Below are 13,979 nucleotides of genomic sequence, written 5' to 3'. Positions count from 1 at the left end.
CCCGGGGCGGCCACCGCGTCACCGACACCTCCTAGGCCCGCCCCGTCGAGGCCCTTTCCGGGAGGAGGGCCTGCACTGCGGCGCGTTCGGTCTCGCCCGAGGTCTCGTCGTACGGGTCGGGTGTCGCCGGGACCTGGAGGCGCAGGACGGGTCCCGTGCCCAGGCGTACGAGGCCGCGCCCCGGTGGCGTGTCGTACGCCGGGGCGGAGCGCGGGGGCTCGCCCAGGACCGCGCGGGTCTCCTCGCGGGAGGCGGGCCCGAGCACGACGCGCGCCCGCGTGTACGCGCGCACCGCATGTCCCAGCCCCTCCATGCACTCGAACTGCTCGGCCACCGCCACCGTCACCCGCGCCGCACGCCCGTGCCGCAGCGGCACCTGGAGGAGGTCCTGCGGATCCCGGCGGCCCTCGGCCGCGGCGAGGTGACTGAGGACGGCGGGCCGGTCGAGGACGATCCACAGGGGGCGCCGCAGGTCGTACGGCACCGCGCGGCCCACCTGGCGTGCCCGGCTGGCGGACATCAGCCGACGTTCCGTCTCGTGCACCGCCCACTCCAGCGAGGCGAGCGCCCCCACCAGCGAGGACTCGACGGCGAGCACCCCCGAGCGCCCCATGAGGCAGGCGTACTCCCCGGCGCCGCTGCCGTCCACGACCAGGACGTCCCCGTGTTCCAGCGCCTGAAGGACCACGGACCGCAGCAGGGTGCTCGTGCCGGAACCCGGTACGCCGACGGCGAGCAGGTGCGACTCCGTCGAGCGCGCCCCCGTACGCCAGATCACGGGCGGGACGTCCCGGGTGCCCTCGTCGTCGGCCACGGGCACGGTCAGCGGAACCGCCTCCGGGTCGGTGAAGCCGAGCAGTACCTCGCCGGGGCCTGTCACGAAGCGCTGGGCGTGGATGCCCGAGGGGAGGGGGCCCAGGACGGACATCTCCAGCCGGTTCCGCTCCTCGTCCCAGCAGAAGTGGTATTCGCGCCCGCGCCCCGACTTGGCGCTCAGCAACTGCTCGACGCGCAGCCGCTCCTCGGGCTCGCCGTCCCTGAAGTGGGCGGGGTAGCGCAGCAGGAGGCGCGCGATGCGGCCCTCGTCGGTGAACTCGAACTCCTCGAAGACGCGCGCCCATTCGCCGTTGTGCGTGTAGAGGGGGTCGGGGTGCGGGTCGTCGGGGACGGCGAAGTACGGGACCAGTGCCTCGTACACCGCCTCCAGGCGCGCCGTCTCCTCCTCATCCGGGCCCGCTTGGGCGTCGGCCGCGCCGTGTCCGCGCCCGTACCAGGCCGCGGCGCCCACGACGCCCACGAGGGCGAGCGCGGGTCCGTACGGCATCAGTCCTACGACGATCACGCAGACGGCGCTCACGAACAGCGCGGGCCCCCTGCGGTCCTTCGGTGTGCGGTCCCACCAGGACCGCGCCATCAGTGCCAGGCGGCCGACGCCGCGGCCGAGTGTGATCAAGGGGTGCAGTATGTCCAGCACCCCGTCGGCGCCCGCCCGTACGGCCTCACGGCTCCGGTCGAGCGACGACAGCGATGACTCCGTTCCACCCCCGGGGCGGGGAAGCGGCCAGCGCCCCACACGAACCTCCTCCGGACGGTCTGTGCCGCCCGAACCGCGGACCCGGGCCGTGGGAGACCCGGGTCGTCAGTGTCCGAAAGAAACCGAGGTTTCGGCGTGTCCGAACCTCAGAAATTGAGTCCGCCGAGCAGTCCCGCCAGGCTCTCGCCTCCCGCCTTGATGCTGGGGGCGATCGCCGTACCGGCCAGATAGAAGCCGAAGAGCGCGGAGACTGCGGCGTGGGTCGGCTTGAGGCCGTCCTTCCGGAAGAAGAGGAAGACGATGGTGCCGAGCAGGACGACACCGGAGATGGACAGGATCACGGGGCACTCCTGATGTAGGGGACAGTCACCATGAGCGCTTCCAGCTTCACAGAAAGTATCAATGGGGAGAAACTGGCAAATGGGTGAAAAGCGCCAAAGGGGTCATGGCGTGTCCCCTCCCGTTGGAGGCCAGGAGGCCCCCAACGAGCCCTGGCCCAGGGGGAGTCAGTCCGTCATCGGACCGGGTTTCGGCGGCGCCGGAGGCTCCGGATCCGGTCCCGGCTGAGGTGGCGCCGGAGGGACGGGGTCCGGCTCGGGCTGCGGCGGAGCCGGGGGAGGAGTGGGCGGCACGGGGTCGGGTGGCGGTCCAGGAACGGGTCCTGGCGCGGGTCCTGGGTCGGGCCCGCCGGGCCCCGGCGGCGCTGGGGTGGGCGTGGGAGGTACGGGATCGGGCGGTGGGGTGGTCATGCCACGCCTCCTTCGCTGATCGTTGTGTTCTCCGTGTGGGCTGTGCGGGCTGTGTGAGCGGGGCGCGCGGGCGTGCGGGGTGTGCGGGGTGGCGTTCGTGCGGGCCCGGTCCTCAGTCGGCCCCGACCTCCCTGCGGTCCTCGCCCCAGAGGGTGTGGAAGACGCCCTCCCGGTCGGTGCGACGGTAGGTGTGGGCGCCGAAGTAGTCGCGCTGCGCCTGGGTGAGTGCCGCGGGCAGGCGTCCGGCGCGCAGCGCGTCGTAGTAGGACAGCGCGGCGGCGAAGCCCGGTACGGCCACACCCCGGTGGGTGGCGGTGGCGACGGCCGAGCGCCAGGCGGACTGCGCCTCGCCGATCTCCTTGGCGAACTCCGCGTCGGCCAGCAGCGTCGGCAGCCCGGGGTCGGCGGCGAACGCGTTGCGCACGCGGTCGAGGAAGGCCGCGCGGATGATGCAGCCGGCGCGCCAGATGGCGGCGACCGCGCCGGGCGCGATGTCCCAGTCGTACTCCTCGCTCGCCTTCTGGATCATGTTCCAGCCCTGCGCGTACGAGACCAGCTTCGACGCGTACAGCGCCTGCTCGACCTGGTCGGCGAACTGTTCCGCGTCCGCCGCGTCCAGCGCCGGAGCGTTCGGGCCCGGCAGCCCCGCGCCCGCCTCGCGCAGCTCCGCGTGGCCCGAGAGGGAGCGGGCGAAGACCGCCTCCGCGATGCCGGAGACGGGAACGCCCAGGTCGAGCGCCGTCTGCACGGTCCAGCGGCCCGTGCCCTTCTGCTCGGCCCGGTCCAGGACGACGTCCACGAAGGGCTTGCCGGTCTCCGCGTCCGTGTGGGACAGCACCTCGGCCGTGATCTCGATCAGATAGGAGTCGAGGCGGCCCTCGTTCCAGCGGCGGAAGATGCCGGCGATCTCGGCGGGCGCGTAGCCGCCGACGTCGCGCAGCAGCTCGTACGCCTCGCCGATGAGCTGCATGTCCGCGTACTCGATGCCGTTGTGCACCATCTTCACGAAGTGGCCCGCGCCGTCGGGACCGATGTGGGTGGTGCACGGGACGCCGTCGGGCGCCTTCGCTGCGATGCTCTCCAGCAGGGGCCGCAGCGCCTCGTACGCCTCCGGGGGCCCACCCGGCATGATGCTCGGGCCGTGCAGCGCGCCCTCCTCGCCGCCGGAGATGCCGGCGCCGACAAAGTGGAGGCCGCGCTCGCGCAGCGCCTTCTCGCGGCGGCGGGTGTCCTCGAAGTGGGCGTTGCCGCCGTCGATGATGACGTCGCCCTCCTCCAGCAGCGGCGCGAACTCGTCGATCACCGCGTCCGTGGGGCCGCCCGCCTTGACCATGACGACGAGCCGCCGCGGGCGTTCCAGCGCGGCCACGAACTCCTCTGCCGACTCGGCGGGGACGAACGTGCCCTCGTCGCCGAAGTCCTCCACCAGGGAGCGGGTCTTGGCGGCGGTGCGGTTGTGGACCGCCACGGAGTAGCCGTTGCGGGCGAAGTTCCGGGCGAGGTTGCGGCCCATGACAGCGAGGCCGGTGACGCCGATCTGTGCGGTGGTGCTCATGCGCTCTCTCCAGGCGGTGGGCGGTGGGCGGTCCGGGCGGGGCACGGCGGGCCCGCTGACGTCGCGGGTAACCGGCGTTCCGGCGATGACACGTCTGCCGTACCCGACACATGATGGTCCGCCCGGTGGCGGAGTGCGCGTCGGAGGAGAGGATCCGTACGGGTGGCGCGTGACGGGCGCCCTGGCGCGCCGTCCGCGCGGCGGGGCTCTGGTCCGGGGCGCGGACGGCTGGCTTCCGCAACCGGAATTCAGCGGAAACGGTGAATTCCGGTGACGCGGGGTGACGGGCGTGTGGTGAGAGCGGCGGTGGTGGGGGACGGGCGGCTCAGGGGCGCCGCTGCGCCGCCTCCCCGACCAGCAGGTTCAGGCGCCCCTGCACGTCCTCCACGGCCCCCGGCTTGCCACCGGGCACGCGCTGGCGCAACGGCGCCAGTTCCAGGCCCAGTTCACGCGCCGTGCCCGGGTCGTCGATGAGGTGCCAGCAGTGGTGGGCGCGGTCGACGGCGTTGGCCACCTCGGTCTGCTCGGGGCGCTGGCCCGCCATCAGGCGCGTCGAGGCGACCACCATCCACAGCGAGCAGGACCGGTCCGGCTCCCCGGCGAGCCGCGCGAGGTCCGCCCTGACCTCCACCCAGTGGATCGCCTCGGCCGAGTCGGGGCCGTGGGCGCGCAGGGCCGCCTGCTCCCAGGCCGCGGCCATGGCGGCGGCCTGGCTGTGGTGCCCCGCGCGGGCCGCCTCGAAGATCGCCGCGTGCGGGTCTTCCGGCTCCTCCGGTTCCGGGTCCGGTTCCGGCCGGGCCTGGGGCAGCGGCTGCGCGACGGGCGGCGGGCCCGGGGGCATCGGGGGCAGTGGGGGCATCGCCGGGAGGGGCGGCGAGGGCATGGGCGGGGGAGGGAGGGTGCCGACGGGGACTTCTCCGGTGCGGGGGCTGTCGTCGGGCGCCTCTTCGGGGCTCGGGCGGGTGGGCGCTTCGTCCGGGGCGTCCGCCGCGGCGGGGGAGCCCGTGTCCGTCGCGCCCGATGTGTCCGTCGTCTCTACGGGGCTCGACGCGTCGGCGTCCGCTTCCGGGGGCGGGCCGGTGAAGGAGTGCTGGCCGGGGCCGCTCGCACCGGGCGGGCCGGTCTCCGTTCCGGTTCCGGTCCCGGAGCCGTTGCCGTAGTTGCCGTACGGGAACCCGCCGGGCGCGGTCCCGGCGGCGGCTCCGTTCTGGGCCCCGTTCGCGGGCGCGTCGTCGCCGGGGTGCCCTTGGCCGGGAAGGGGCACGGGCGTGGACGCGACCGTGCCCCTTCCCGGCAGCCCGGCCGCTTCGGGGAAGCCGCCCTCATGGACGAGCCCGTTCCCGTAGAGGTGCCCGTTCCCGTGAGGGAGGCCGCCCTCGTGGGGTGCGCCGCCCAGCAGCAGTTCCTGTCCCGTCAGCCGCGCGTCCGCCACCGCCGCCTCGTGCAGCGGCCCGAGCGGCGGGCGCTCGGCCAGCCCGCGCAGGAGCGAGGCGAGCGCCTGGCTGTAGCGGGGCGTGCGAGGGGTACGGCTCCGCTTCGGCGGTGGCGGCGCGACGGCGCCGTACAGCGCGAGAGGAGAGGCGAGCTGGTCAGGGCGGCGCGAGACGCTCGCCCACGCCGTCTCGTCCGCGACGAGGTCGGCGAAGACGGTCGTCGTCCCCTGCGGGCGGTACTGGAGTTCCGCGATCAGCCAGTGCCACGGAAGCGCCGTGTAGCGCGCGGCCTTCGGCGTCGTACGCGCGAGCGCGAGATGCGGAAGCCGCTGCTTCGCGTCGAGGACGAGCTGGCCCGACAGATAGACGAGCAGCGGCCCTTGGTGCGCGGCGGCTGTGCGCAGGTGCGTGAGCACGGTCTGCGGGTCGTCCGGGTCGACGAGCTGGACGACGCTGGCCGTCGCGGTGCCCAGCAGCGTCGCGGGCGGCACGGCGGCGAGCGCGGGCAGCGCGTCGGCGGCGCTCACGGCCCGGTGCCTGGCGGGCGGAGACGCCGCTATCAGCAACGCGTATCCGTGCACCTGATCCTCCACCCCGCTGGTCGCCATGGCAGCACCGTAGCCGTTGACCTGTCCGTTCCGCTGACCCGCTCCCGTCCGGAGGCCCGGAATCCGGGCCTCCGGCGCGTCGGCCGGGTGCGGTCCGGTGCGGCAGGGGCGCGTGGGGCGGCGGTGGGACGTCGGCGGCTTCCCCGGGCCCTCCTTCCCGGCGCCCCCGGCACATCTCCACGAACCGCACACGCGTGGCACCCCTCGAACTGGCCAGAGGCGCGGGGGACTTGCTTAGAGTCGGGGCATGGAGAATTACGCGCTGGAGGCGGGTGACGCCGCCACCTGGGGCAGCACCCTGGTGACCTTCGCCATGGCGTGTTTCGCGATCTGGCAGGGCGCGAGCCAGAAACGGGACTTGAAGCGCCAGAACGAGCTTCAGGCCGAGGCGTCACAGCTCCAGCGCCGTCAGATCGAGACGGCCGAACGCCGCACGCTGGTCATGGAGCAGATCCTCGCGCGGATGACGGGGCACTCCGACGTCAGCGTCAACGTCAACGGACAGCGGCCCCCCGCCGCCCCCACCCCCGCCCCGGCCGCCGTGGACGAGCCGGACTACCTGGCGGACTGGGACGTTCCGGAGGACGAGGACGACGCGTACGCCGTGGACGACGCGGAGGTCGTGGAGGACGCCGAGGGAGCCGAGGGCGGCACCCTGGCCCTGCGCCGCCCCGGCGCATGGCCAGGCCCTCCGCCCCCGGAGCAGCGGCCCGCCCAGCCCGGGGGCCCCGGCGCGGGCTGGGGCTATCCGCAGGAACCTCCCGCTCCCGCCCCGTACGGCAGCGGCGCCCCTACGGGAGCCATGCCGGGATACAGCCGCAAGCGGCGGCGCAAGGACCCCCTGCGCCGGCCGCTGCCCCCGACGGAGCACTCCGTGCCCTCCCCCCTGCGGCTGGAGCGCCACGGTGACCACTCCTACGCGCTGCGCAACACCGGCGCCACCGTGCTGACGGGGGTGCGCGTGAACCCCGTCGGGCTGCCGCGCGTCGTGCGCAACCTGCCCGAGGACGCCGTCGTGCGGCCGGGCGAGACGGTGGAATTTCTCATGGCGCCCTCCTCCCGCAGCCCCCTCCCCAAGGAGATCCGGGTGCGCTGGGACGGCCGGGCGGAAGAGGTGCCGCTGCCGGTCCCCGTCGAGGGCCGGGCCATGCGGAAGGACACATTCTGGTAACCCTCGCGCCGCTGTAAGGACAGAGCGCGCGTTTACGGTGGAGGGACACCGTCGGCCACAGCCGTCCGCCGGACCACTTCGTCATGCACCACTACGAGGAGGCCCGTGCTCCGCGCAGTCGTCCGCCGCTCTCTCCGCTCCGCCGCCCGTCGCTCGCTCCGTTCCGCTCCGCCGTGGCTGGTCCATCCGCTGCGCTGGCAGCGGGCGCCCGTGCCCTGGCCCGCCGTCGGTCGTGGCGCGCTGAGCGCGGGGCCGCTGCTCGCCGTGGCCCTCGCCACGGGGCATCCGGGCGCCGGGGTGCTGGCGGGGATCGGCGCGATGCTCGCGGGCGTGAACGACCGGCCCGGCACGCGCCGCAAGGGCGCCGCGCACATCGGGTTGCCCGCGCTCGCGGGGGCCTCAGGCCTGCTGGCGGGCGCGCTGCTCGACGCGGTGGCGCCCACCTCGTGGTGGGCGGTGCCCCTGCTCTTCGCGGTCGGGCTCCTCTCGGGCGCGGTCAGCGTGAGCGGCCCCGTCTGGTCGGCGGCCGGGATGCAGATGCTCGTCGCGACGGCCGTGGGTGCTGGCATGCCCATGCCGGGCTCCCCCTGGTTCAAGGCGCTCTGCTTCCTGGGCGGCGCCTGCTGGCTGATGCTGCTGCGGCTCGTCCTGCGCCCGCCGCGCCCATGGGGCGGCGCGCTGGACGGGGAGCGCGCGGCCATCGCCGCCGTCTTCGACGCCCTCGCCGACGCGCTCGACGCCGTCGGCGGGCCCGGCGCGGAAGGCGCCAGGCGACGGCTGACCGCGGCCCTCGACCGCGCCGACGAGGCCCTGCGCCTGCGCCGCCTGCTGCGCGTACCGGTGCTGCGTCTGCGGGCGCTGCGCGGGGGGCGGCGTGTGGGGGTGCCGCGCGTGCGGGCCCGTAGCACCACGGCCAGCGCACAGGAGCGGCTGCTGGCCGAGCGCTTCGCCGCCGCCACCGCGCTGTGCGAGGCGAGCGTCGCCCTGCTGTGGGAGGCCCACGCGCTGCCAGCGCGGATCGCCGACGGGCCGCGACGGCTCGCCGCTGCCATGCGTACGGGCGAGCCGCCTGGACCGCTGCCCGCGCCCGTCCCCGAGACCACGGCGCGCAGCTCCTTCGACCGCGCGCTGCTCGACGCCGCCGTCGTCTTCGGCCGTACGGAGCCGCGCGACGGACCCGCCGAGGAAGCCGGACACCCGCACCCGCACGCGCTCGGCGCCTTCACGGGCAAGGGGAGGGGCCGTCACCGGCGCGGGGTCTTCGGGGCCGCGGGGCGCGCGTACGGGCTGCGGGTCGCCGTCTGCGTCTCGGCCAGCACCGTGGCCGCGCTGCTGCTGGGCACCGAGCACTGGTTCTGGCTCCCGGCCACGGCCGCCTTCCTCGTCAAGCCGGACATGGGGCCGCTGTTCTCGCGGGTGGTCAACCGCGTCGCGGGGACGGCCGTGGGCGTGCTCCTCTTCGCCGGGCTCACGGCGGTGGCGGAGGGGCCGTGGTGGCCGGTGGTGGTCGCCGGGGCGGCGGGCGCGCTGATACCCGTCGCGACGCGGCACTTCGCGCTCCAGACGACCGTGGTCACGCTCATGGTCCTCGCGTTCCTCTTCACGGCGGGCGACACCCAGGCGGCGGCGCCCCGCCTCACGCACACGGCCATCGCCAGCGGCATCGTCCTGCTCGCGGGACACCTGCCCCGGCTGCTGGCTCCCGGCACCCACGTCGGCCCCCGCTTCGCCGCCGCGCTGCGACGTACGGAGGACTACGTGCGGCACGTCCTGGCCGTCCGTCCCGCGCCCGTCGCGGCGCCGGGGGAGCCGGTGCGGCGGGCCGAGGGGAGCGAGGAGCGGATGGCGCTGCGGCGCGCGGCGTACCGGGCGCTGGGCGAGGCACGCGCCATGGCGGAGATGGCCGCCTCGGAGTTCCCCTCACGGCGCGGCCCGACCCGCGACTGGCTCGCCGCGATGGCCATGGCCGAGCGCGTCGTGGACGCGGCGACGGCCTGCGCCGTACGCCTCGAACACGGTGCGCCCCGGCCGGGGCGCGCGAACGCGGACCGGATCACGGACGCGCTCGCCGAGGCGGCGAAGGACGCGGACCGGCGCGTCGGGCGCGCGAGCGCGCTCCGCTCGGCGGCGGCCGGTGAGCGCGAGGCGCTCGCGCACGTCGTCACCCGCCTGCACCACGTCGGGGAGGTCACGCCCGCGGCGTGACCTGGGGCGAGAGCTGGGGGCGTGAGCCGACCGGGCGGACGGCGGCACCGTTCCGATGAGTCTCCGGCGCCGCCGGGGTCGAGACTGGTGACACCAGGCCCCACACGTCACCATGGAGCGCGACATGGCACAGGACCTTTTCGCGGGCATCCCCGTCACCGACTACGCCGCGGCGCTCTCCTGGTACGAGCGGTTCTTCGGCAGGCAGCCCTCGTTCCTGCCGAACGACATCGAGGCGGTCTGGGAGGTGGCCGAGCACCGGTACGTCTACATCGTGCGTGATCAGGAACGGGCGGGAAACGCCCTGGTGCTGTCGTTCGTCGACGACATCGAGGACCGGGTCGCCGAGATCGCCCGCCGGGGCATCAAGCCCGAGCGCCGCGAGACGTACGACGGCGGCGTGACCAAGGTGACCTACCGCGACGCGGACGGCAACGAGATCAGCCTCGGCGGCGGCCCGGACTGACACCGCCTCGCCCGGCCCCCGCAGCTCCCACGGCTATGGCTACGGCTTGCGTCCGATGCCGCCCAGCAGGGCTGATTCGGCGGACGAGGGGGAGGCGAAGGGGTCGGCCGCGTCCGGGCGCCAGCGGGGGCAGGGCACCACGCCGGGCGGCACGAGGTCGAGGCCGTCGAGGAACCCGGCGATCTCCTCGGGCGTCCGCAGGTGGTACGGGACGGCGCCGCTGGCGTTGTACTGCTCCATGGCCCGCGCGTACGCCTCGTCCGTCGTCGAACCGTCCCGCACCGCCAGGTAACTGCCCGACGGGAGCCCGTCCATGAGGCGGCGCACGACGGAGCGGGCCTCGTCATAGCTGTCGACGTGGGCCAGGATGCCCATCAGCATCAGGCCGACGGGGCGGCTGAGGTCGAGCGTGCGTGCCGCGGCTTCGAGGATGGCGTCGGTGTCGCGGACATCGGCGCTGATGTAGTCCGTCGCGCCCTCGGGGGAGCTGGTCAGCAGCGCCTGGGCGTGGACGAGGACGAGCGGATCGTTGTCGACGTAGACGATCCGGGAGTCCGGGGCCACGCGCTGGGCGACCTCGTGCGTGTTGTCCACGGTGGGCAGGCCCGTGCCCACGTCCAGGAACTGGCGGATGCCCGCCTCACCGGCGAGATGGCGCACCGCGCGGCCGAGGAAGTACCGGCCGGTGCGGGCGAGTTCCGCGATCCCCGGGAAGGTCTCCAGGAAGCTGTCGCCCGCGGCGCGGTCGGCGTCGAAGTGGTCCTTGCCGCCCAGCCAGTACGTCCAGATCCGGGCGGAGTGCGGCACGGACGCGTCGATCGTCGGCGACGGGTGCGCGCCGGGGGCCGAAGGTTCGTCTGTCACGGCAAGCTCCTCGCGCGGGACGGCTGTTCGGGCTGACGGGTGACAACTTGACCATCCTCGCCCCCATAAATTGAGGGCGATTCCCTTCAGCTCGTGTGAGCGGGCTTCGGGGCTTCACGCATCCGCCTCCGGCCGGTGGCCGGGACTCGCACCGTAGTGGTGCTGCGCGTGCTGTTGGTAACCGTGCCACCGGTCCGGCGGGCACGGGCCTCGATCTCCACCGAGGCGTTGTGGTCGGCATCGTCCTCGTGTCCACAGTGGACACAGGCGAACAGCCGTCCGCATCCCTTGCGGGATCCGGGATCGGCATTGCCGCAGGCGGCGCAGGTCTGGGAGGTGTGGAACGGCGGTACGGCCCGAAGTTCCGAGCCGTACAGGCGGGCCTTGTATGCGAGCTGGCGCCGTCGCTCGCCCGGGCTGTTGTCCAGGATCGACCGGTTGAGTCCGGCCTTCTGGCCCACGTTCTTCCCCGGCTCCTCGACGGTGCCCCTGGCGGAGGCCGTCATGTTCTTCACACGCAGGTCCTCGATACCGAACCAGCCGTGGTTTTTGGCAAGGTCGGTGGTGAGCTGATGCGTGAAGTCCTGACGGCGGTTGGCCTGCCGGGTCTTCAGTTTCGCGATCTGTGCGATCGTGCGGCGCAGCCGGTTTCCGTATCGCCCGTTGTTGTGCTTCTTGGCGTAGGTGATCTGTCGGGCCTTCGTGCGTTCAAGGTGCTGGAGGCGGGCCTTCTCGTTCTTCGTCAGGGACGGCGGCATGAGGCGTGGCGCGGTCTCGGTGGAGACGTAGGCGGACGCGGCGACGCCGAAGTCCACGCCGCAGCCGGGCTTGCCGTTCGGCGGCGCGGGCTTGGCCCCGGTGTGGACGCCGAAGGAGATGTGCCAGCCATTGCCGTCCCGCGAGAGGGTGGCGTTGCGGATCGTCCCGCCGATGGCGCAAGAGCGCCGGAACCGGAGCCATCCCAGCTTCGGGATGCGCACCTGGGCCCACTTACGGTTCAGCTTGCGGACCTCAACGGCCTGCCCGGGGAACGGGATCGACAGGCGGTGCCCGCGCTTCTTGTGGGACGGGAACCTCGCCGGGTGCTCCGGGTTCCAGAAGTTGTCGTACGCGGTGTCGAGATGGCGCAGGATCTGTTGTCCGGCCTGCGCGGGAAGGTCTCCCATCCAGTCCATGTCGGCACGGGCGGCGGTCAGGTGCCTGCACTGCTCGACGGCGCGCAAGGTGTAGCGGCGCTGCTCCCACAGGTACACGCGCTGTTCCAGTGCCACATTCCACAGGGCACGTGCGGTGTGCCCCCACCCGGTCAGGACCGACTCCTGCCCCTCGGTGGGGTACGCACGGTACTTGCGCCCCATGTCCGCCTTCACCCCTCTATTGTGCCGTTGGTTCATGGCCGACACGCCCCAGATCCGTACAAGCAGACACTGCACGTTCACGCTGCCCCGCCACTTGGACGTGTCCTCTCGCAGACTCCGCCAGGAGTTCCCCGACTTGCTCCGGCACTACTACCGGACCAACAAACTCTGGTCCGGCTCCGACTTCGCCGGGTCGGTGGGCGGGGCACCACTGAGCAACGTGAAGCAGTACATCGAGCAGCAAAATCGCCCGCTGCGACCTGCGAGTCAGAACACTTCTCAGAACCGCTTCACCCCCGCCCCAAAGGACGGAGCACTGCGCTGAGTTCAGGTAGCCGCCGCGCGCGGCGATGGACCGGGGTCCGTGTCCCCCCCCGGCGCGCACCCGTCAGGCCCGGCCGTCACCTCAGCCGATCACCGCCGCTCTGACGCACAGCACGTCCGGCAGGTGCCCGGCCAGTTGCTGCCAGCTGTCGCCCTCGTCCGCGCTGGCGAAGACCTCGCCGTTGCGGTTGCCGAAATAGATCCCGGCCGGGTCCGCGTCGTCCGTGCACAGGGCGTCACGCAGCACCGGGCCGTAGTGCGCGGACTCGGGCAGCCCTGTGGCGAGCGGCTGCCAGCTCGCGCCCGCGTCCTCGGTGCGGTGGACCCGGCACTGGTGCTCGGCGGGCACGCGGTCGATGTCCGCGTTGAGCGGGAAGATGTACGCGACTCCGCCCCGGTGCGGGTGCGCGGCCACGGGGAAGCCGAAATCGGAGGGGAGGCTGTCGCCCACCGACTCCCAGGCGGTGCCGCCGTCGTCACTGCGGTACACGCCCCAGTGGTTCTGGAGATAGAGGCGGTCCGGATCGGCCGCGTCCCGCGCGACCTTGTGGACGCACTGCCCGTACTCGGGGAAGCGCTGGCTCTCGGGCAGGAAGGCCGCCTGCACCCCTCGGTTGCAGGGCTCCCAGCTCGCGCCGCCGTCCGCCGTGCGGTACGCGCCGCCCGTGGAGACGGCCACCGTCACCGCGCGCGCGTCACGGGGATCGACCAGGATCGTGTGCAGCCCGAGCCCGCCGCCGCCCGGCACCCAGTCCTTGCGGGTGGGGTGGTCCCACAGCTCCCTGACGAGCGTGAAGCTCTCGCCCCCGTCCCGCGAGACGAAGAGGGCGCCGGGCTCCGTGCCCGCGTACACCACATCGGGCTCGGACTCGCCGCCCGGCTGGAGCTGCCAGACGCGTTCCAGCGAGGTGCCCGTGTCCTGGGGGAACTTCACAGGGGCCTGTTTCGGCTCGGTCCAGGTGGCGCCGAGGTCGTCGGAGTGGAAGACCGACGGGCCCCAGTGCGCGCTGTCCCCGCCGATGAGGAGTCTCGGACCGCCCGGACGCCGACGGTCGATGCCGACCGAATAGACCGCCTGGGCGTTGAAATGGGGCCCGTCGAACTCCCAGCCCCCTTTGTGCCGGTCACCGGCCGCCCTCCGAGCGAGGAACAGCCCTTTTCTCGTGCCTACCGCGAGCAGGATCTCGGTCATGTCTGACACCGCCTCCGGGACGCCTTTGTCCTAGCCTTGTCTGAGGTACGGCAAAGTCTGCCCCTCGCCACTGACAATCGCCCCCGGCGCGGCGTTCGCCCAGCTCAGCGGGCGTGCCCGTGTCCTTGCCCCTGCCCGTGCGCCGCCTCCAGCAGGCCCTCCCAGTCCGGGATCTTGACGGTGGAACGGGACAGTCCGCGCCCCAGCGCCGCCTCGGCCTCCTCGATGCCGTGCCAGCCCGCCCACTCGACCGGGTCCTCGCCCAGGCGCCGCAGCACCTCCAGGGGGTCGGTCTCCCCGGGCCCCGTCGCACGCAGCAGCTCCCCGGCGTCGGCCAGCAGCGAGGCGACCGTCTCCTTGGCGCAGGGGCGGTTGGTGCCGATCACGCCCGTCGGGCCGCGCTTGATCCACCCCGCCACGTACTCGCCGGGCGAGACGGCGCCCTCGCGCAGCACCCGGCCCCCGGTGTGCGGCACCGTCCCCGTCGCCGCGTCGAACGGGAGCCCCGGGAGCGGCACGC

At 73.7% G+C, this 13,979-nt stretch carries 10 protein-coding genes and 2 pseudogenes; 4 read left to right on the top strand and 8 right to left on the bottom strand.

Features of this window, described 5'->3' with window-relative positions; translation table 11 throughout:
- Positions 1-31 precede the first annotated feature (31 nt).
- From ACYVOO_RS26550 to ACYVOO_RS26535, 4 genes are all read right to left on the bottom strand, one after another.
- Positions 32-1,573 carry a P-loop NTPase family protein gene (locus ACYVOO_RS26550; protein WP_461018227.1) on the bottom strand — a complete coding sequence of 514 codons (1,542 nt, stop codon included), beginning with the start codon at positions 1,571-1,573 and terminating at the stop codon, positions 32-34.
- Between the two features lie 107 nt (positions 1,574-1,680).
- Positions 1,681-1,875, bottom strand: a complete 195-nt coding sequence (locus tag ACYVOO_RS26545) for a hypothetical protein (protein ID WP_453348558.1) — start codon at positions 1,873-1,875, stop codon at positions 1,681-1,683.
- Positions 1,876-2,395: 520 nt separating this feature from the next.
- Entirely contained in the window at positions 2,396-3,838 is a 1,443-nt protein-coding gene (gndA, locus tag ACYVOO_RS26540; protein ID WP_461018226.1) for an NADP-dependent phosphogluconate dehydrogenase, read from the bottom strand.
- A gap of 325 nt (positions 3,839-4,163) precedes the next feature.
- Positions 4,164-5,879: a hypothetical protein gene (locus ACYVOO_RS26535; RefSeq protein ID WP_461018225.1), complete on the bottom strand. Its 1,716-nt coding sequence runs from the start codon at positions 5,877-5,879 to the stop codon at positions 4,164-4,166.
- A gap of 247 nt (positions 5,880-6,126) precedes the next feature.
- On the opposite strand from ACYVOO_RS26535, the gene ACYVOO_RS26530 reads away from it, so the two are divergent.
- The 3 genes from ACYVOO_RS26530 (at position 6,127) to ACYVOO_RS26520 (ending at position 9,721) form a co-directional block, all read left to right on the top strand.
- Positions 6,127-7,050: a hypothetical protein gene (locus ACYVOO_RS26530; protein WP_461018224.1), complete on the top strand. Its 924-nt coding sequence runs from the start codon at positions 6,127-6,129 to the stop codon at positions 7,048-7,050.
- 105 nt (positions 7,051-7,155) lie between these two features.
- Positions 7,156-9,255: an FUSC family protein gene (locus ACYVOO_RS26525; protein WP_461018223.1), complete on the top strand. Its 2,100-nt coding sequence runs from the start codon at positions 7,156-7,158 to the stop codon at positions 9,253-9,255.
- 124 nt (positions 9,256-9,379) lie between these two features.
- The gene (locus tag ACYVOO_RS26520) at positions 9,380-9,721 is read left to right on the top strand and encodes a VOC family protein (RefSeq protein ID WP_461018222.1); all 342 of its coding nucleotides are present in this window, start codon (positions 9,380-9,382) and stop codon (positions 9,719-9,721) included.
- A 39-nt stretch (positions 9,722-9,760) separates the two neighbouring features.
- Here ACYVOO_RS26520 and ACYVOO_RS26515 read toward each other — a convergent pair whose 3' ends face one another.
- Positions 9,761-10,585: an SAM-dependent methyltransferase gene (locus ACYVOO_RS26515; RefSeq protein ID WP_461018221.1), complete on the bottom strand. Its 825-nt coding sequence runs from the start codon at positions 10,583-10,585 to the stop codon at positions 9,761-9,763.
- 86 nt (positions 10,586-10,671) lie between these two features.
- Complete coding sequence (locus ACYVOO_RS26510) at positions 10,672-11,955, bottom strand: RNA-guided endonuclease InsQ/TnpB family protein (protein WP_461018220.1); 1,284 nt, start codon at positions 11,953-11,955, stop codon at positions 10,672-10,674.
- Positions 11,956-12,043: 88 nt separating this feature from the next.
- On the opposite strand from ACYVOO_RS26510, the pseudogene ACYVOO_RS26505 reads away from it, so the two are divergent.
- Positions 12,044-12,187 (top strand): annotated as a pseudogene (locus tag ACYVOO_RS26505) (IS200/IS605 family transposase); the annotation flags it as partial.
- Positions 12,188-12,349: 162 nt separating this feature from the next.
- Here ACYVOO_RS26505 and ACYVOO_RS26500 read toward each other — a convergent pair.
- Together ACYVOO_RS26500 and ACYVOO_RS26495 are read right to left on the bottom strand one after the other, a co-directional pair.
- Positions 12,350-13,459: a WD40/YVTN/BNR-like repeat-containing protein gene (locus ACYVOO_RS26500; protein ID WP_461018219.1), complete on the bottom strand. Its 1,110-nt coding sequence runs from the start codon at positions 13,457-13,459 to the stop codon at positions 12,350-12,352.
- A gap of 104 nt (positions 13,460-13,563) precedes the next feature.
- Positions 13,564-13,979 (bottom strand): annotated as a pseudogene (locus ACYVOO_RS26495) (NADP oxidoreductase); the annotation flags it as partial.

The sequence above is a fragment of the Streptomyces daliensis genome, assembly GCF_054782395.1.
This window is presented reverse-complemented; position numbering and strand designations above follow the sequence as displayed.

Excerpts from the sequence above, each read along its gene's own strand:
- gndA (WP_461018226.1), bottom strand. The coding sequence starts at position 3,838 with ATGAGCACCACCGCACAGATCGGCGTCACCGGCCTCGCTGTCATGGGC.
- ACYVOO_RS26530 (WP_461018224.1), top strand. The coding sequence starts at position 6,127 with ATGGAGAATTACGCGCTGGAGGCGGGTGACGCCGCCACCTGGGGCAGC.
- ACYVOO_RS26500 (WP_461018219.1), bottom strand. The coding sequence starts at position 13,459 with ATGACCGAGATCCTGCTCGCGGTAGGCACGAGAAAAGGGCTGTTCCTC.
- ACYVOO_RS26535 (WP_461018225.1), bottom strand. The coding sequence starts at position 5,879 with ATGGCGACCAGCGGGGTGGAGGATCAGGTGCACGGATACGCGTTGCTG.
- ACYVOO_RS26520 (WP_461018222.1), top strand. The coding sequence starts at position 9,380 with ATGGCACAGGACCTTTTCGCGGGCATCCCCGTCACCGACTACGCCGCG.